Origin of the sequence: Mesorhizobium yinganensis (assembly GCF_040081985.1) — a bacterium.
Taxonomy (GTDB): domain Bacteria; phylum Pseudomonadota; class Alphaproteobacteria; order Rhizobiales; family Rhizobiaceae; genus Kumtagia; species Kumtagia yinganensis.
This window is the reverse complement of record NZ_JBEBMH010000001.1, coordinates 401,327-418,943: the sequence shown is the minus strand read 5'-3', so window position 1 is coordinate 418,943 and position 17,617 is coordinate 401,327. Positions and strand designations below refer to the sequence as shown.

At 63.8% G+C, this 17,617-nt stretch carries 15 protein-coding genes; 8 read left to right on the top strand and 7 right to left on the bottom strand.

Annotated features, from left to right (window positions below):
• Nucleotide 1 precedes the first annotated feature (1 nt).
• The 8 genes from ABMA59_RS01995 (at nucleotide 2) to ABMA59_RS01960 (ending at nucleotide 9,748) form a co-directional block, all read left to right on the top strand.
• Entirely contained in the window at nucleotides 2-1,141 is a 1,140-nt protein-coding gene (locus tag ABMA59_RS01995) for a mandelate racemase/muconate lactonizing enzyme family protein (protein WP_349003614.1), read from the top strand.
• Nucleotides 1,142-1,215: 74 nt separating this feature from the next.
• Nucleotides 1,216-2,334 (top strand): sugar ABC transporter substrate-binding protein, encoded by a 1,119-nt coding sequence (locus ABMA59_RS01990; RefSeq protein WP_349003613.1) that lies wholly within the window; start codon nucleotides 1,216-1,218, stop codon nucleotides 2,332-2,334.
• 71 nt (nucleotides 2,335-2,405) lie between these two features.
• Nucleotides 2,406-3,452 (top strand): ABC transporter permease, encoded by a 1,047-nt coding sequence (locus ABMA59_RS01985; RefSeq protein WP_349003612.1) that lies wholly within the window; start codon nucleotides 2,406-2,408, stop codon nucleotides 3,450-3,452.
• The gene (locus tag ABMA59_RS01980; RefSeq protein WP_349003611.1) at nucleotides 3,449-4,939 is read left to right on the top strand and encodes an ATP-binding cassette domain-containing protein; all 1,491 of its coding nucleotides are present in this window, start codon (nucleotides 3,449-3,451) and stop codon (nucleotides 4,937-4,939) included. Before ABMA59_RS01985 ends, ABMA59_RS01980 begins: the two co-directional genes overlap by 4 nt.
• Before the next feature lie 216 nt (nucleotides 4,940-5,155).
• Nucleotides 5,156-5,923 (top strand): SDR family NAD(P)-dependent oxidoreductase, encoded by a 768-nt coding sequence (locus tag ABMA59_RS01975; protein ID WP_349003610.1) that lies wholly within the window; start codon nucleotides 5,156-5,158, stop codon nucleotides 5,921-5,923.
• Nucleotides 5,924-5,990: 67 nt separating this feature from the next.
• On the top strand, nucleotides 5,991-7,058 hold the full coding sequence (locus ABMA59_RS01970; protein WP_349003609.1) for a sugar ABC transporter substrate-binding protein: 1,068 nt from the start codon (nucleotides 5,991-5,993) through the stop codon (nucleotides 7,056-7,058).
• 153 nt (nucleotides 7,059-7,211) lie between these two features.
• A complete protein-coding gene (locus tag ABMA59_RS01965; RefSeq protein WP_349003608.1) occupies nucleotides 7,212-8,750 on the top strand; it encodes a sugar ABC transporter ATP-binding protein in 1,539 nt (512 codons plus the stop codon).
• Nucleotides 8,747-9,748 carry an ABC transporter permease gene (locus ABMA59_RS01960; RefSeq protein WP_349003607.1) on the top strand — a complete coding sequence of 334 codons (1,002 nt, stop codon included), beginning with the start codon at nucleotides 8,747-8,749 and terminating at the stop codon, nucleotides 9,746-9,748. The genes ABMA59_RS01965 and ABMA59_RS01960 overlap by 4 nt, the downstream gene beginning before the upstream one ends.
• Before the next feature lie 6 nt (nucleotides 9,749-9,754).
• Here ABMA59_RS01960 and ABMA59_RS01955 read toward each other — a convergent pair whose 3' ends face one another.
• From ABMA59_RS01955 to ABMA59_RS01925, 7 genes are all read right to left on the bottom strand, one after another.
• Complete coding sequence (locus ABMA59_RS01955) at nucleotides 9,755-11,050, bottom strand: calcium-binding protein (protein WP_349003606.1); 1,296 nt, start codon at nucleotides 11,048-11,050, stop codon at nucleotides 9,755-9,757.
• A 91-nt stretch (nucleotides 11,051-11,141) separates the two neighbouring features.
• A complete protein-coding gene (locus tag ABMA59_RS01950; protein ID WP_349003605.1) occupies nucleotides 11,142-12,662 on the bottom strand; it encodes a fumarate hydratase in 1,521 nt (506 codons plus the stop codon).
• Nucleotides 12,663-12,850: 188 nt separating this feature from the next.
• Nucleotides 12,851-13,714, bottom strand: a complete 864-nt coding sequence (locus ABMA59_RS01945) for a hypothetical protein (RefSeq protein WP_349003604.1) — start codon at nucleotides 13,712-13,714, stop codon at nucleotides 12,851-12,853.
• A gap of 612 nt (nucleotides 13,715-14,326) precedes the next feature.
• Nucleotides 14,327-15,475, bottom strand: a complete 1,149-nt coding sequence (locus ABMA59_RS01940; protein ID WP_349003603.1) for a CaiB/BaiF CoA transferase family protein — start codon at nucleotides 15,473-15,475, stop codon at nucleotides 14,327-14,329.
• Nucleotides 15,475-15,966 (bottom strand): MaoC family dehydratase, encoded by a 492-nt coding sequence (locus tag ABMA59_RS01935; RefSeq protein ID WP_349003602.1) that lies wholly within the window; start codon nucleotides 15,964-15,966, stop codon nucleotides 15,475-15,477. Before ABMA59_RS01935 ends, ABMA59_RS01940 begins: the two co-directional genes overlap by 1 nt.
• A gap of 3 nt (nucleotides 15,967-15,969) precedes the next feature.
• Entirely contained in the window at nucleotides 15,970-16,206 is a 237-nt protein-coding gene (locus ABMA59_RS01930) for a biotin/lipoyl-containing protein (protein ID WP_349003601.1), read from the bottom strand.
• 100 nt (nucleotides 16,207-16,306) lie between these two features.
• Nucleotides 16,307-17,461: an ABC transporter ATP-binding protein gene (locus ABMA59_RS01925; protein WP_349003600.1), complete on the bottom strand. Its 1,155-nt coding sequence runs from the start codon at nucleotides 17,459-17,461 to the stop codon at nucleotides 16,307-16,309.
• Between the last annotated feature and the right edge of the window lie 156 nt (nucleotides 17,462-17,617).

Here is a 17,617-nt window from a genome sequence, read left to right as displayed (position 1 = left end):
TATGAAGATCGCCAAGGTCGAAGCCATCCCCGTCAGCTATCCGGAGCCGAACGATTTCAATGCGTTGAGGCACCTCTGCCTGGCCAAGATCACGGCCGATGACGGCCAGGTGGGCTGGGGCGAATCGATCACCCAGTTCCCGGAGGCAAATTTCGCCGCCAAGGCGATCATCGAAGGCATGGCGCCGAACCTGATCGGCAAGGACCCGGTCCATACCGAGGCGCTGTGGCGGCAGAACAAGCAGCAGGCCTGGTGGTACGGCTATCATGGCGGCATCGCCTCCTATGCCACGGCCGCGATCGACATCGCGCTCTGGGACCTGAAGGGCAAGGCGCTGGGCAAGAGCGTGCTCGACCTGCTTGGCGGTCCCGTGCACGAGCGCCTGCCGGCCATCGCCTCATGCCATGCCCACTACGAGAACATCGAGGAGATGGCGGAGGAGACCGCCGAATGGGTCTCGACCGGTCTCCAAGGGTTGAAGACCGGCTTCGGCAAGCGCGGCAACGCCAATCTCGGCTACGACCACAAACGCGACGTCGCCTATGTCAAGGCGATGCGCGAGGTGCTCGGCGACAAGATGCTGATGATCGACAACGGCATCGCCATCAAATGGGATGTCACCGACGCCGTGCGCCGCGCCAAGGCGATGGAGGAATACAACCTCGCCTGGATCGAGGAGCCGCTTGGCGCCTGGGACCCGGAGGGCTACGCCAATCTGCGTTCCAAGACCACGACACGCATCGCCTATGGCGAGCGCGAATGGACGCTGGAACAGTTCGAACGCGTGCTGGCGACGGGCACGGTGGATGTCATCGGCGTCGATCCAGGCCGCGCCGAAGGCATCACGGGCTTCAAGAAGGTCACCGAGCGCTGCGAATTCTACCGTCGCCAGGCCAACGCGCATGCGTGGTCGTCGGCGATCGTCAGCGCAGCCAGCCTCGCCATCTCCTTCAATTCGCCGGCCTGCAAGTTGTTCGAACTGAAGCCGCTGCGCAACCCAATGCAGCACGACCTTGTGACGAAGCCATTCGACCACAGGGACGGCTGGATCTATCCGCCTACCGGTCCCGGCCTTGGCATCGAGGTCATTGAGGAAGTGGTCGAAGGCTATCGCAGCGAGAAAGTGCTTGGCCTCATCTGAAAGCATGCTCCCGGCACGGGGCGCCGGGAGGCGAAGGGAACATTTCGTCGGACGACAACAATGGGAGGTTTGAAGTGAAGACGATCTACCAGCATATGCTTGCAGCCGCTGTCGGCTGCGCCGGCCTGGCGCTTGCCGGCGCCGCGCTCGCGCAGGAATCCAGCGAAAGCCAGATTCCGAAATCCGGCGACAAAGTCGAGGGCGCGCCCTTCGAGGTGAAGCGCGACTGGGGCACGTTCAAGCTTGCCGACCGCATCGCCGAGAAGATCAAGAACAACCAGCCGGTCAACTATGTCTTCTCCTATCAGGCCTCCGGCATCCCGCTGTTCTCGCCGCAATACAAGGCGGGCTTCGAGATGGGCTGCAAGATGGGCAAGGAAATCTATCCGATGGAGTGCGCTGCAATCGCGCCCGTCCAGAACGACCCCAACATGCAGGTCAGCCAGATCGAGGCTAAGCTGGCGGCGGGCGAGATCGACTGCCTGAGCATCGAGCCGGTCTCCTCCGACGCGATGACCGCAATCACCAACAAGGTGATGGAACAAGGCATTCCAGTGTTCACGGCCGGCGTCACCTCGCGCGGCCATGAATTCACGAATTTCACGCAGATTCCGGACACGGAAGGCGCCACGGCCGCCGAGACGGTGCTGAAGTGGATCAAGGACAACAACAAGTCCGACATCAAGGTGTTTGCGGTGTCGGGCGGTGACCCGACCCAGTTCTGGGCGCAGGGCCGTATGAAGGGTTTTGAAGAGGGCATCAAGGCGGCCATTCCCGACGCTACCTTCGTTACGGCGGCCGCAAACGGCCTCAACACGTCCTACGAGCCCGGTAAGACCTACGACGTCTACAAGGCCTTCCTGCTCGCCAATCCAAACGTTCAGTTCATTCAGAACGTCGACATCGGCGCCGAGCATGCCGACCGTGCGATCGTCGACCTCGGCTTGGAAGTCAAGGTATTCACCATCGGCTGGAACTCCTCCAAGGGCCAGCTCGATGCCATCGAAAAAGGCATACAGGTGGCGCAGCTCGACCAGCGCTGGCCCGACCAGGCCGCCTTTGGCGGACCGGCCTGCGCGAAATTCCTGAAGGACGGCGAGATCCTACCGAACACGCAGACGCTTAAGGCCGTCATGAAGGCCGACGTCGCCAAGGCGCGCGAGGAACTCGACCGCACCCTGCAGGCGAAATAGCCGCATCGATCTTTCGCGGGCGGGAAAAAATTCCCGCCCGCTTTCCGTTTCAACAATATTCGAGGTTCTTGATGACAACCGACACGACGCAGACCGCCGCGACGCGGCCCGCCACGGGTGTCGGAAAAGCCACGCTCGACGTGGTGCTGCGGCTGGGAGGACTTTTCCTGGCCGTCATCCTCGTCGCGCTGATCTTCATCTTCATCAATCCGAACTTCGCCAATCCGGTCCTCGGCGTCTCGGTGCTGCGTGCGATGAGTTCGGTTGCTATCATGGCGCTCGGCCTGACCCTCGTCATCGTGGTCGGCGAAATCGACTTGTCTTTCGGCGCCATGTACGGCCTTGCGGCCAACACGCTTGCCGTCGTCTGGATCGTCATGGGCGTTTCGGTCTACCTGGCGATTCCGATCGCCATAGGCGTCGGCGTACTCGTCGGCCTGTTCAATGGGCTGATGGTGACCAGCTTCAAGATACCGTCCTTCATCGTGACGCTGGGCAGCTACAACCTGCTCTACGGCCTGTCGCTCTGGATCACCAACACCTCTACCTTCAATCCCAATTATCCGCCGCCGGACGCGGAAATGCCGCAAGGCGAGCTGGATTTTTTCATCGGCCTCACCCAGAGCATCGGCCAATACCGCCTGTCGATCGAAGTCTTCTGGATGATCGGCATCGCGCTTGTGGTCGGCTTCCTACTGCATCGTTCACTGTTCGGCTTCCGGCTGATGGCGATCGGCGGCAACCCGGAAGCCGGCAAGCTCGCGCGCCTGCCGGTCAAGCGCTACAAGGTCACCGCCTTCATCCTCTGCTCCGTGCTGGCGGCGATTGCCGGCATCCTCGACTTCTCCTTCATCCAGACCAGCCAGCCCGACATCGGCCTGTCGCAGACTTTTCCGGTATTCGCGGCGGTCATTATCGGCGGCGCCAGCCTGTCCGGCGGCAAGGGCACGGTCATCGGCACGCTGGGCGGCGCGCTGCTGCTCGCCGAATTGCAGATCGGCCTCGCCCTGCTCTCGCCCGGCCCGCACGTCCAGCAGATATTCCTCGGCGCGGTCACCATCGGCGCGGTCTCGCTCGACCTGTTCCTGACCTCGCTGCGCAAGAGGCGCGCGGCATGAACGCGTCAAGCGGCATCAGCCTGCGCGGTGTCAGCAAGCACTATGGCAACACGGTCGCGCTGAACGGCGTCGATCTCGACATCAAGCCGGGCGAAATTCTTGGCATCGCCGGGCCGAACGGCGCCGGCAAGTCGACACTGGTGCGCATCATCGGCGGCGAGGAAAAGCCCAGCGCGGGTACGCTGGCCTTCGACGGCAAACCCTGGTCGCCGACCGACGACTGGCATGCGGTGGCAGTGGTTCATCAGGAGCCGCAGCTTTTCCCGAACCTGACGGTCGCGCAGAATGTCATGGCCGGCCGCGAGGGAACGTCGAGGACCTGGCCTAAACTTGGCGCTGCCGATGCAGCCGTGATGGACGCGCTTGGCCTCACGCCATGGCGGGATGCGGCGCTCGCCGATTGCTCGCTGGCCACCCAGCAGCGCACCGAGATCGCGCGGGCCGTGGCGCGGGACGCCCGCGTCTTCCTGTTCGACGAGCCGAACTCGGCATTGACGGCTGAAGAATCCGACGAACTTTTCCGCGAGATGGATAAGCTGGCAACATCCGGCCGCATGGTGGTGCTGATCACCCATCGCCTCAACGACCTTGTTTCGCATTGTGCTCGGGTCGCGGTGGTGCGCGACGGCCGCGTTCGCACGATCCTTTCCGGCGATGCGCTGACCGAGGACGGGCTGGCGCGTCAACTCGTCACCGAGAGTGCGCAGGCAGCATCGGCGAACAGCCGGGGTTCCGGCAAGCAGGCGGGCAAAGCGCTGTTTTCGGTGCGCGACTTGTCGCATGCCACGGCTTTCAAGAATATCAGCTTCGATGCGCACGGCGGCGAGATCGTCGCGCTCATGGGGGTGGAAGGCTCCGGTGCGCGCGAGCTTCTGCGCTCGTTCGCCGGGCTGGAGCGCACAACCGGCGCCGCGAGGCTGGGCGACACCGACGACTTCGGCCTGCGCCGCCTGCGCTCTTACGTGCCCGCCACCCGTGCGCTCAGCCTCTATTCGAACTTTTCCGTCGGCGACAATCTGCTGGTGCGCCTAGGCATACCCGAGATCGCCTGGCCCAGCCTTGCGTTGAAGCGGGGAAGGATGAAGACGCTGGCGCAAGCCGCCGTGAAGCGCTTCCTCGTCAAGACCGGCTCGATCGGCCAGCCGATCCGCTCGCTGTCCGGCGGCAACCAGCAGAAGGTCGCGATTGCCCAGGCGCTGCATTGCTCGCCCGAACTGCTTGTGCTGGAGGAGCCGACGCGCGGCGTCGACAACCACTCCAAGGCAGAGATCTATCGCCTGCTGCGCGACTATGCTGCGAGCGGCAAGGCGGTGGTTATATTCTGCACGGAAGTGCTGGAGATATTCGAGGTCGCCGACACCGCCTATGTCGTGTCCGACGGCCGGCTGTCGCCGCCGCTTTCGCTAGCTTCCTACGATCATGTCGAGCAGCTCGCCACCGACATTACCCGCCTGGAAGCGCACGGGCGAACGGCAAAGGCCGCCTGAACTGCAAGGATGGCGCGATCAGCCACCGGTCCCGAGAAGGCCTATGGACGATGGAACCGATTTCCGGGCAAGAAATCTTTTAAAATCAACGATGATAGTACCCACTTCGCATTGCTTGACGAGAAGAATGGAAACGTTATTATCCCATAAATAGGCCGGCAAGCTACGCCGGTCCGCTCTCCGCGCGACAGCGCCGCGGCGAGCTGGGGAGGAGCGATGCGCGGGTTGAAAGGAAAGGTCGCGGCCATCACCGGCGCCGGTTCCGGCATCGGTCAGGCGGCTGCCATCCGCCTTGGCGAGGAGGGTTGCAAGGTTACCGTTCTCGACTGGAAGGTCGAAAGCGCCGAGAAGACGGCGGCGATGATCAACGGCGCTGGTGGCGAGGCGATCGCCATCAAAGTCGATGTCAGTGATGAGCCTGCTGTCGAGGCGGCCTTTGCCAAAATTGTCGAGGCGTTTGGAAGGCTCGATATTCTGGTTTCCAATGCCGGCATCTTTTCCGGCGAGCGCGACCGCAAGGTCGATGCGCTGCCCAAGGAGGTCTGGGACGAGATCGTCGGCGTCAATCTCACCGGCATGTATCTGGCCTGCAAGCACGGTGTCGCTGCTATCAAAAGAACCGCCGGCAAGGGCGCGGTCGTGCTCACCGGCTCGCCGACCGGCATGTCGGGCTGCACGCCGGCCAACATCGCCTATGGCTCGTCAAAGGGCGGGGTGCACGGCCTGTCGAGGGTGATGGCGGTCGATCATGCCCCGGAGGGAATCCGCGTCAACGTCGTGGTGCCAGGTTTCACGCTGACGCCGATCGTGCGCGAACTGGTCGCCGACCCGAAAGTCTATGAATGGCAGATTCAGAACATTCCGCTGAAGCGCGGCGCGGAGCCGGAGGAGATCGCTGGCGCGGTGGCGTTCCTGGCGTCCGACGACGCATCCTACATGACCGGTTCTTTCATGTTCGTCGATGGCGGCTTGACCGCCATCTGACATCCGCCTCGCCGTCGGCGTCGCGGCAATGAGAAGTTCACAACGAAAATCTCGGGAGGAGATTCTAATGAGCTTGAAGACAATCACGGCAAGACTGGCGGCAACAGCCGCCGCTCTCATCGTCAGCACCGCTGTCTGGGCGGCCGACGAAACGGTCGGTTTCGTCACCCATTCGCAGGGCGACCCCTTCATCCAGCAGATCATCGACGGCGCGCAGGCCGCCGCGAAGGATTTGGGCGTGACGCTGACCGTCGCGCAACAGGCAGGCGGCGCCCCCGAAGGCCAGTTGAAGCTGGTCCAGAATTTCGCCAATGCCGGCGCCAAGGGCGTCGCGACGTCCGTTCCCGGCGAATCCATGGCGGGCGCGCTGAACGAGCTGATCGGCTCGGGTGTACCGATCGTTCAGTACAACCTGCTGAGCCAGGGCGTAAAGGCACCCTATGTTGGCGAAAAGTCGGTGGAAAGCGGCCGCATCCTCGGCAAGATGATCGTCGACAAACTGGGCGGAGCATCGGCCAAGGGCACCGTCATTATCGGCAATTGTTTCCCTGGCTTCCCGGTGCTGGAGAACCGCGCCAAGGGCGTCCAGGAGTCACTCAAAGCCGCATCCGGCCTGAACGTGCTCGGCCCATTCGACGTAAAAGTCTCGGCGGTCGACAATTATAATCGCTGGGAGCAGCTTTACGCCGCCAACCCGGATGCTGTTGCGCTCATCGGGCTCTGCGCGCCGGACGTGACCAGCCTAGGAAAGCTCAATGCGGCCAACGGCGACAAGTTCGTGGCCGGCGGATACGACCTGACCGAACTCAACCTGAAGGCGATCAAGGAGGGCCACGCCTATGTGACGATCGGCCAGAGCGCCTTCGTACAGGGCTACCTGCCGATCGCGCTCTTGGTGAACTCGATCCGCAACGGCGTCGCCCTGCAGCCCGGCTTCTACAATTCCGGGTCACAGATCGTGACGTCCGAGGGCGTCGATATGGCGAACGGCCTGCCGAAGATCACCTTCGAGGAAGCGGAAAAGCTCGCCGCCGACCCGGCGGCGACGGCCACCTATTACGCGCCATGGACAAAATCGCTGACGGCCGAACTGCTGGGTGCCGCCCCGCAGCCGATCGCGGCTGAATCGGAGTGAGGATTTTTTTCAGAAGTCGTTGGAAGGCGGTCGCAAGACCGCCTTCCGCATTATTAGTTGTCGGCTGGCGTCTCATATCGACCGCTTCATTCGGTCAACATTCCCGCCAAGCTGGGACGAGGCGTTCCGATGTCCAGTAAGGAACGCGGAAACGTGAGCGCCAGTACGTCAATACCTTTGATCTCGGTCCGTCATCTTACCAAACGCTACGGCGGCGTTGTGGCGCTGGCCGATATGAACATCGAGGTCGAGCGCGGCACCATCCATGCCGTCGTCGGGGAGAACGGCGCGGGCAAGTCGACACTGATGAAGGTCCTGGCCGGCGCGGTCCACGCCGACAGCGGCGAGATTTTTATCGAGGATGCACCGGTGACGTTGGGCAGCCCGCGCGCCGCACACCGCCAGGGCATCGGCATCGTCTATCAGGAACTCAGCCTTTTCCCCGAACGCTCGGTGCTCGCCAACCTTTTCGTAAACCGCGAGCCGACGCGCGGCGGGCTGATCTCGCTGAAGGCGATGGAGGACGAAAGCCGCGCCATGCTCGACCGGCTCGGTCTTCACGTCGACGTGCGCGCGCCGCTCAGCCGCCTGTCGATCGGCGAAAGGCAGCTGGTCGAGCTTTGCCGGGTTCTGCTTGAAGAGCCGCGCCTGCTCATCCTCGACGAACCGAACTCGGCGCTGAACCGACGCGAGACGGAACGGCTGTTCTCGGTCCTGCAGGGACTGAGAGAGCGCGGCATCACCATGCTCTATGTCTCGCATCGGCTGGAAGAGGTGTTTTCGATAACCGACCGCATCACCGTGACCCGCAACGGCCGCGACGTGATGACAAAGGACACGGCCGAATTGACCATCCCCGAAGTGATCGAGGCGATGATCGGCCGCCAGCGCGAAGCGTTGTTTCCACCGCCCCTGCCCCCAAAACCCGGCGTGGCCGAACGGCGGATCGAAGTTTCCGATCTGTCGGGAGGAAGGCTGGAGCACATTTCCTTCTCGGCGCGCTCCGGCGAAGTGGTTGGGCTTGCCGGTCTCGAAGGGTCGGGCGTCACCGACATCCTCGAAATCCTCTTCGGTTTCCATCAGGCGCGCAGCGGCAGCGTCACCTTTCCGGACGGCAGGGGTCTCCCGAAGAACACGACCGAGGCCGCGAAACGGCGTGTCTGCCTGGTCCCCGCCGACAGGCGCAAGAACGGGCTGATGCTCGACAAGTCCATACTCTTCAACATATCCAACGTCTTCGTCGGCGCGCGCGGCGATGGTCCCGTCTGGTACCTGCCGCAGGAGGCGTTCACGCGCGCGCGCCGCCAGATCGACGCGCTGCGCATCAAGGCCGGCTCGGCTTGGTCGCTCGCCAATTCGCTCTCCGGCGGCAACCAGCAGAAGGTCGTGATCGGCAAGTGGCTGGAGATCGGACCGGACGTTTTTCTGCTCGACGATCCGACCCGAGGCGTCGACGTCGGGGCCAAACGCGAGATCTACGGGCTAATCCGCGAAATGTCGGCCAACGGCGGCATCGTACTGTTCAGTTCGACCGAACTGCCCGAACTGATCGGGCTGTGCGACCGCATCCTCGTGATCTACCAGGGCAGGCTGGTCGGCGAGGTCAAGGGTGGCGAAACCGATAACCCCGCGCTTCTGCGCCTGATCAACACCGGCGACCTCAACGCCAAGAACGCCAAGGCCGCCCCATGAGCGAAACTTCCACAACGCCGGCCCGCCGCCGCTTCACCTTGCCCGACGAGATCGGCGTGATCGCAGCACTCGTCGCCATGATGGTGATCGTCGGCGTGGCGCGGCCGCGTTTTCTCAACCCGATCAACCTGTTCGCCCTGCTCGGCAACACGACGTTTTTGGGCATGCTGGCGCTGGGCATGGTGTTTCTGCTCGCGATCCGCGAGATCGACCTGTCGGTCGGCTGGATGTTCAATTTTTCCGCCGTCTTTGCCGCGATCCTCATGGTCGCCGGGCTGAACCCCTGGCTCGCGGCATTTGCCGGCGTTATCTTCGGCGCCGGCCTGGGTTTCGTGAATGGCGCGCTCGTCGTCGGCCTGCGGCTGCCCGCCGTCATCGTCACGCTCGGCACCTATTCGATGTTCCAGGGCGCCTCGCTGGTCGCCAACCAGGGCCGCGCCATCGTGCCGTCGGACACGTCGAGCAATTTCTTCAGCATCATCTCGACAAAGCTGTTCGGCGTGCTGCCGGTGGCGGCCCTCGTCTTCGTGGTGCTCGCGGTGGTCATGCATTTCGTGCTGCATCGCACGCGCTTCGGCTATCGTGTGCAGGCGGTCGGCAGCAACCCGGAGGCGGCGCGCTTCGCCGGCATTCCGACCGGCAAGGTAAGATTGCAGACGTTGGTGATGATGGGCGCGCTGTGCGGCCTGTCGGGGGTGATGTATGTCGGCTTCCGCGGGGCCATCGACCCGCAGGAAGGTTCTGATTTCGTGCTCGTGGTGATCGCGGCCGTCATCATCGGCGGCACGCCGCTGTCGGGCGGCCACGGCACAATCGTCGGAGCCGTTGTCGGCATGATGATCATCCAGGTGATTTCGAGCGGCCTGATCTTCTTCGGCATCGACGCCACCTGGTCGACCTTCGTCACCGGTGCCGTCATCGTGCTCGCCGTCACGCTCGACCAGTTCATCAAATACCAGCGCGCGCGGCGGGCCGAGCGGGCGGCTCGCGCCGATTAGTCGGCCTCAAATGACCACGAAATCCGCGGCGGTCAGCCCGAGACCGACGGCGACCGTCGCGAACTGAATCCGCGCTCCGGCGCCATTGCCATCCGCGTCGAAAAAAATCCGGCCTGTGTCGAACTCGTAGATGATCCGGTCGCTGGCATCGGCGGCGAGGCCCGTCGAGTTGGCCGCGAAGGCCGATGCTGCCAGCTTGCCGGTCGCAAGCCCGGTGAAATAAGCATTGTCGATCTGGATCGTATCGTCGGCCACGTTGAAGTCGGTGATCGTGTCGACATTGGTCGATGCGCTGAGTGCCGAGTTGAAGATGAAGATGTCGGCCCCGCTATAGCCGGTCAACGAATCGTTGCCCCCGTAACCCTTGATGATGTCGTCGCCGGCGCCGCCATTGAGCGCGTTCTTGGACGAATTGCCGAATACCGAATCATTGTAGTTCGATCCGGACAGGTATTCGATCGAAACGAAGACATCGCCGAAGGCATCGCCGGTGTTAATCGTCGGATTGGCGAGGCTGACGACCAGGCCCGCGGCGGCCGAAGCGTAGGATGCCCGGTCGCTGCCGCTGCCGCCGTTGAGTTCGTCCGCACCGGCCCCACCCATGAGTGTGTCGTTGCCGTCCTGACCGAAAAACTGATCGTCCTGCGCTCCCCCATAGACGCGATCGTTGCCGGTTCCAGCCATGACGATGCCATCGAGCGTCCCCAGCCGGCCATCATAGGTGTCGTCATTGTCGCCGAGCCATACGTCGCCGATCATCAGGCCCTTGTTGATGATGCGCTCGACCGAATCGCCGGCCGAATAGGAGTAGCTTTCCGAACCGCCGGAGATCGTGCCGTAGTTCAGCACGACCAAAGTCTCGCGGACGTCGGAGTTCTGCCGCCCGATCCCGGTGTGATCACCATAGATCAGGCCGTGATTGACGATCTTCGATTGGCCGCCGTCGGTAGACGTCGTGTACATGGTGATGCCGGTGCTGCCGCGAATCTCGCCAAAATTGGCGACGGTGTGCTCGCCGCCGCTCAGATAGACGCCGCTATGGAAGCTCGCGCTGACCGTTCCGGTTTCTCCGACGACGACATGGTTGTTGCGGCTGAGATCGTTGTTGTTGAGAATGCCCATGTAGTCGCCGAACACGTAGCCATCGATCGTATACTCATGGTCATCCGTTGTTCCGGCGATTGCCTCGTTTTCGGTAGAGCCGACAGTGATCCCGCCGGCGACATAGACATCTTCGCCGGCAAGCAGAGTCTCCTGGATGCCTGTGCCGACCCGATCCTGATAGATGATTTTGGTGGGCATTGTTGAACCTCCGACTTTTTGAAAGCTGAACCGATCGCAAGCAAGGTCTTCATCGGCAGGGTAGGCCATGCCGCAAAGACTTCCAAGCAATTCAACTTGCCGCGTCGGCAGTCACCCTCCGCCACATTTTCGGTCCGCTGGCATGCACCGACTCCCCCGTCACGTCGACGGCGACCGTCACCGGCATGTCCTTGACCTCGAATTCGTGGATCGCCTCCATGCCGAGGTCCTCGAAGGCGAGCACGCGCGCCGACTTGATCGATTGCGAGATGAGATAGGCCGCGCCGCCGACGGCGATCATGTAGGGCGCCCGGTATTTGCGGATCGCCTCGATCGCCGCCGGGCCGCGCTCCGCCTTGCCGATCATGCCGAGCAAGCCCGTCTCGCGCAAAACGAGATCGGCAAAATCGTCCATACGGGTGGAGGTCGTCGGGCCGGCCGGGCCGACCACTTCGTCGCGCACCGCTTTGACTGGCCCGACATAATAGATAACGCGGCCGTTGAGATCGACCGGCAGAGGTTCCCCACGCTCCAGCAACTGGGCGATGCGCTTGTGCGCGGCGTCGCGCCCGGTGAGCAGGCGGCCGGAAAGCAGCAGCGTCTCGCCGGCGTGCCAGGTGGCGGCCTCGTCCCGCGTCAGCGAATCGAGATCGACCCGCCGCGTCGCGCCGCCGGCTTCCTCCAGAAAAATCTCGGGCCAGTCATTGATGTCGGGCGGAGCGGCGAAGGCCGGGCCGCTGCCGTCGAGCACCAGCTTGATATGCCGGTTGGCCGCGCATTGCGGGATGAGCGCCACCGGTTTTGAGGCCGCATGGGACGGATAGGTTGCGATCTTCACGTCGACCACCGAGGTCAGACCGCCAAGGCCCTGCGCGCCGATTCCCAGGGCGTTGACCTTCTCGTAAATTTCGACGCGCATTTCCTCAAGCGCATTGGCCGGGCCGCGCCGCAGCAAATCGAGCATGTCGATCTTGTCGTTCAGAACCTCCTTGGCCAGCAGCATCGCCTTTTCGGCATCGCCGCCGACGCCGATGCCGATCATGCCAGGCGGACACCAGCCGCTGCCCAAACCTTCCATGGTCTTCACCACCCAATCGACGACAGAGGCGGCCGGATTGAGCGTGACGAAACGCGCCTTGTTTTCCGAGCCGCCGCCCTTGGCCGCGACGGTCAGTTCGATGGTCCTGCCCGGCACCAGTTCGACATGGGTGATCGCCGGCGTGTTGTCACGCGTGTTGACCCGCGAGAACAGCGGGTCGGCAACCATGGAGGGCCGCAGCGGGTTTTCCTCATCCAGATAGGCCGCGCGCACGCCCGCATTGACCAGGTCGGCGAAGCTTTCTGCGGCCTCGATGCGCACATCCATGCCGATCTTGGCGAAGACGACGACCAGCCCCGTGTCCTGGCAGATCGGCCTTTTGCCGAAGGCCGCCATGCGCGAATTGACGAGGATTTGCGCAATCGCGTTCTTCGCCGCAAGACTTTCCTCGCGCTCATAGGCGGCGGCGAGATGCCGGATGTAATCCGGCGGATGATAGCAGGAGATGTATTGCAGCGCGCCGGCGACGGTCTTGCCGATGTCGCTGCCGAGGATGGTGACGGGAAGTGCCATGAGCGTCTTGGAGTCCTGGGACGCTCACCAGATTGGAGCGTAATTGTTCCCGGTCAATCTAAGCCGGTTTGTTTCGGTTCGCCAACCGGCGCGCGGAGGTTCGGGCAACGCAACATCCCCTCCAGACCGCGAAACTTTTCGCGCTGGCCGCCGATCCCCGGCTCGTGGTGTCGGGCAAGGCTGGGGCGTCATGACGTGTCGGGGCGCTGGAGGACGTCGAAGGCGAGGCCGTGGACGTCGTTCAGCACTTCGTGAATGTCGTGGGTGGGTTTTTTGCGCCAGCCCGGCGGCCAGCCGGGTTTCAGTGGCCAGATCCGGCGGAAGCGGGCCGCCTTGCCGGCTCTCCTGGATCGCGCGTTTCCCGCCTCGCGGCGTTGCTTGTCTCGGGCAATCATGGCCTCGTTGCGCGCCCGCCAGCGGGCGAACCGTCTTGCCTGGCCCGGCAGATCGTTCAATGCGGCCGCCAGCGCCCGCAGCCGCAGGGCGAGCCGCGTCGCATCGACGGCATCGCCGGCAGGCAGGCGGCGGAACGGCACGCCCGATCCATCGGCAGCGACCGGCCATGGGCGCACACTCCACGGTTTCAGCGGATCGAACAGCGGCAGGCTGAGTTTCTGCGGCCGGGCGGCGCGGAGTTCGGCCGCCCGCCTGGCCGCCGCGGCCCGCCTGATCTGCTCACGCGACATGGTGACGGCAATTCCGAACCCGCGCAGCATCGGCTCCGGGCTTTTCGGCTTCGGCTCCCGCAAACGCGGCGGCGGCAGGACCAGCCCGCGCGCCGCGACGATGATCAGGCGCCGCGCCGCCGCCTCGGCCGGACGCAGCAGTTTCAGCACCGCGCGGTAGAGATAGCGCGGCAGGGTAAATGCCGGGGACAGTCTGCTTCTCTCCGCCAGCGCTCTTTTTCGCGCCGCAGCGCCTTTTCGTGCGAACAGAGACTGATCTTCGGCAACCGGCGTGGCCTCGACGCTCATGCCGGCCATGGCGACGAGCATGATGACGACGCGCCTCAGCGCCTCAAGGTGCCTGTCGACCGCCAGCGTCCAGTCCATCGCCACCCGCCTCCTTTCCAGCACGGGCGACGGCAATTGTCGCGCAGGCGGGACGGAGGGGGATAAGTTCCGCGAAAAATAACTCTGGCGGAAGCCGGAAGGGCGGTGTTCGCACGGCGCTTGCTGCGCGATTTTCCTTGTCGTTCCAATGGGTTGCTCTGGGCGCCTGCCCTTGACTATCGGCACCGGCCCTCATGCGCCTGCCGGCATATTCTCCCCGTCCGGAGACGAGGGCGAGCGCATATGGTGTTGATTTGACAACAATCCTCCCCGCCTCGCCTGCGGCGAGACGCGGAGGCATCACCCCCTTGTATCTGCACGAGAGTGATTTTGTGCGATTGCAGCGACTGAACCTCGAACCGGATGGCCATCCGGTTCGAGGTTCAGTCGCTGCAATCGCACAAAATCACTCTCGTGCAGATACAAGGGGGTGATGCCGAAACGAGCCGGCGAAGCCGGACCGAAGCGGATTATGCTCACATGCGATAGCCCAGGTCTGGAGACAGGGAGAAGGAGAGAAGCGGGCAGCGGCGCCGATTTCGGCGCTTGCAGGAAGATTGAATGCTGTCGGCCCTGCGCCGCCAGCGATGACTCCAGGAGTGAAATCCGACGCTAACCCACGGCGTCTGTCTCGTGCAGCGGCCCGAGCACCGCCTCATTGTCCGCGCCGAACGGCTTTCCGGCATGGCGAAGCCGGCCGGGCGTCTTCGACAGGTTCGCCAGCATGTTCTGCATGACCACGCCGTCGACCTCGGTAATCATCTTGCGCGCCTGGAAATGCGGGTCGGCAAAGATGTCGCGCATGTCGAGCACCTTGGCGATGGCCGCGTCGACACGGCGAAATTCGGCAAGCACCGCCTCGTAGGGCCGTTGGGCGATCCAAGCGCTGATCAATTCCTCCAGCGCCTCGCGGTTGGCGCTGCGCGCCTGGAACGAAGAGAACCGTTCGTCGCCGGAGAGGCCGACGAGATCGAGCACCCGCCGCGCGATGCTGTCGGACGAACTGGAGACCGCGACCCATATACCGTCGGCGCAGCGATAGGTGCCGCGCGGCACGGTATACGGGATGCCGGAGCCAAGGCGCGGCTGAAGATAGCCCATATGCGCGTAGGCCGAGACCAGCGGCCCCATGATCTGGAACATGGACTGCAAGAGGTTGACGTCCACCACCTGCCCCTCGCCCGTGCGCTCGGCATGGCGCACCGCAACCAGCGTGGCGAAGGCGCCGCCGAGCGCCGTCACCTCGTCGGTCAGCGCGATCGGCGGCAGCAGCGGCGGCCCGTCGGCCTCGCCGAGCAGGCCGGCGAAACCGGAAAGCGCCTCGGCGATGGTGGCAAAACCCGGATGCTGCGCATAGGGGCCGTCCTGGCCGAACCCGCTGACGCGCAGGATGACCAGTTTTGGGTTTTTCGCGTGCAGCGCCTCGGGCGAAAATCCCAGCGCTTCCAGCTTGCCGGGCCGCATGTTTTCGATCAGCACATTCGCGTCGGTCAGCAGCCCCCAGAGGTCGGCCTTGCCCTGCTCCGACTTGAGGTCGAGCGACACCACCTGCTTGTTGCGGTTGACCAGCTTCCAGAAATAGGCGTCCTTTTCGCCCGGGCCGGTCCAGCCCATGCGGCGCGTCGGGTCGCCGCTGGGCGACTCGACCTTGATCACCTCCGCGCCGAAATCGGCGAGGTAGCGGCCGCTGCCCGGCCCCGCCACGACCGTGGCAAGTTCGATGACTTTAATCCCGGCGAGCGGGCCTTCTGTCGCGTCCATCACGCCTCCCCGGCAGGACGCATCGGCAAAAGCACCGACCGCGTGAAGGTACAGACCTTCGTTTCGTCCTGTTTGAAACCGTCGGTGCGCACCGTCAGCACCCCCTGCCCCGGCCGCGATTTCGACGGCCTGGTGGAGAGTACTTCGGTGACGCCGTAGAGCGTGTCGCCGTGGAAGAGCGGCGCGAGATGTTTTAGTTCGTGGACGCCGAGATTGGCGATGGCGCGGCCGGATATGTCGCGCACGCTCATGCCGGCCAGCAGCGAATAGACATAGGTGCCGACGACGACGTTGCGCCCGAACGCGGTCTCGTGCTCGCCATAGTGGCGGTCGGTGTGGATGGAACTGGCGGAGTGGGTCAGCAGGCAGAACAGATGATCCTCCGCCTCCGTCACCGTGTGTCCCGGCCAGTGCCGGAACACGTCGCCAGCCTCGTATTCGTCCAGATACAGGCCGAAATGTTCTTGCCGTGCATCGTGGACTCGGGGCATGCGTCAGCCCTCCAGAACCAGCGTCGGCGCGCCGGTCGGCACCTCGTCGCCCACCTTGATCAGGATGTCGCGCACGGTGCCGGCGAAGGGAGCTGGAACTTCCAATTGCGCCTTGTCGGTCTCGACGACGAACAGGTTCTGGCCCTCGGCGACCGCGTCGCCCACCTTCACCAGCAATTCCATGATCACCACCTCGTTGGCGGCGTCGCCGACTTTCGGCATCTTCAGGGTCGAACGCATAGGCTGCCTTTCCTTTGAAACGTTTCCAGTTCCGGACGGCTGCCCGCCCTGGGGCAGCCTCGCCCCCTTCCGATAAGAGAAAAAACAGGCCGCGTCGACATCACAATGCCGCTCCGCTCGACGCATCGAACAGTCTTATGCGGTCGGGATCGGCAACCAGCGCCACCTTCTGTCCGAGCGCGGGCGCGGCGCGCGCCGAGACGCGCATCTGGATGCGTTGAACCGCGGAGCCGGCCGTTGCGTCGCTCGCCATCCCGTTCGCCGCCGGCTCATCCGCCCGCCGGACACGTGCCGCGGGATCGTCCAGCGCGATCGTCACATAGGCTTCGGGCTCGATGGTCTCGACGAGATCGACCGTCCCGGCGAGCGCGCCCGGGGTTGCTTCCTCGCGCGGCCTCCAACTCAGGTGCTCCGGCCGGACGCCGACGATCACCAGCCCGGATTGCTTGCCGGTCAACGGAGCACGCAGCCGCATTTCGGCCGAGCCGACTCGCACAAGGCCATCGGCGGCCGGCGTGCCTTCCAGAAAATTCATCGCCGGGCTGCCGATAAAGCCGGCCACGAACAGGTTTTTTGGTGCGTCGTAGAGTTTCTGCGGCGTATCGTATTGCTGCAGCGTGCCGCGCGAGAACACGGCGACGCGGCTGCCCAAAGTCATCGCCTCGACCTGGTCGTGGGTGACATGGATGGTGGTGACGCCGAGCCGCTGGTGCAGACGGCCGAGCTCGGCGCGGAGCTGCACGCGCAGTTTTGCGTCGAGGTTGGAGAGCGGTTCGTCTAGCAGGAAGGCTTGCGGGTGGCGAACGATGGCGCGGCCCATAGCGACGCGCTGGCGCTGGCCGCCGGAAAGCTGACCGGGCTTGCGGTCGAGCAGTTCTTTCAGGTCGAGGATGCGCGCCGCCTCGTTGACGCGTTCGTCGATGGCCGCCTGCGGGAATTTTCTGAGTTCGAGCGCGAAGGCGATGTTCTGGCGCACCGTCATGGTCGGATAGAGCGCGTAGTTCTGGAACACCATGGCGATGTCGCGGTTGCGCGAGGCGACCTCATTCACAACTCTGCCGTTGATCGCGACGGTGCCGCCGCTGATCTTTTCCAGCCCGGCAATCATCCTCAGCAGCGTCGATTTTCCGCAGCCGGACGGACCGACGAAGACGACGAATTCGCCGTCCTCGATCTCGAGATTGACGGATTTGACGGCGGCGATCGCGCCCCCGCCATACGTCTTGCTCAAGTCCCTGAGGCTTATCGACCCCATCCGCTCCACTGCCCGATGAATAGCCGCTCTGGCCCAACCATGAGCCGAGTCCTAGACAGCAGAATCCCTCTTGTCAATCGTTTGACTTTGCGCAATCAATCGGTTGACTAGTCGGCAGGCGGCTCGTAACGTCGCGACCAAAAGGACAATGGGGAA

What these genes read in the sequence shown, in the direction of transcription:
- ABMA59_RS01995 (WP_349003614.1), top strand. Translation starts at nt 2, where the DNA reads ATGAAGATCGCCAAGGTCGAAGCCATCCCCGTCAGCTATCCGGAGCCG.
- ABMA59_RS01985 (WP_349003612.1), top strand. Translation starts at nt 2,406, where the DNA reads ATGACAACCGACACGACGCAGACCGCCGCGACGCGGCCCGCCACGGGT.
- ABMA59_RS01980 (WP_349003611.1), top strand. Translation starts at nt 3,449, where the DNA reads ATGAACGCGTCAAGCGGCATCAGCCTGCGCGGTGTCAGCAAGCACTAT.
- ABMA59_RS01975 (WP_349003610.1), top strand. Translation starts at nt 5,156, where the DNA reads ATGCGCGGGTTGAAAGGAAAGGTCGCGGCCATCACCGGCGCCGGTTCC.
- ABMA59_RS01970 (WP_349003609.1), top strand. Translation starts at nt 5,991, where the DNA reads ATGAGCTTGAAGACAATCACGGCAAGACTGGCGGCAACAGCCGCCGCT.
- ABMA59_RS01960 (WP_349003607.1), top strand. Translation starts at nt 8,747, where the DNA reads ATGAGCGAAACTTCCACAACGCCGGCCCGCCGCCGCTTCACCTTGCCC.
- ABMA59_RS01955 (WP_349003606.1), bottom strand. Translation starts at nt 11,050, where the DNA reads ATGCCCACCAAAATCATCTATCAGGATCGGGTCGGCACAGGCATCCAG.
- ABMA59_RS01950 (WP_349003605.1), bottom strand. Translation starts at nt 12,662, where the DNA reads ATGGCACTTCCCGTCACCATCCTCGGCAGCGACATCGGCAAGACCGTC.
- ABMA59_RS01945 (WP_349003604.1), bottom strand. Translation starts at nt 13,714, where the DNA reads ATGGACTGGACGCTGGCGGTCGACAGGCACCTTGAGGCGCTGAGGCGC.
- ABMA59_RS01940 (WP_349003603.1), bottom strand. Translation starts at nt 15,475, where the DNA reads ATGGACGCGACAGAAGGCCCGCTCGCCGGGATTAAAGTCATCGAACTT.
- ABMA59_RS01935 (WP_349003602.1), bottom strand. Translation starts at nt 15,966, where the DNA reads ATGCCCCGAGTCCACGATGCACGGCAAGAACATTTCGGCCTGTATCTG.
- ABMA59_RS01930 (WP_349003601.1), bottom strand. Translation starts at nt 16,206, where the DNA reads ATGCGTTCGACCCTGAAGATGCCGAAAGTCGGCGACGCCGCCAACGAG.
- ABMA59_RS01925 (WP_349003600.1), bottom strand. Translation starts at nt 17,461, where the DNA reads ATGGGGTCGATAAGCCTCAGGGACTTGAGCAAGACGTATGGCGGGGGC.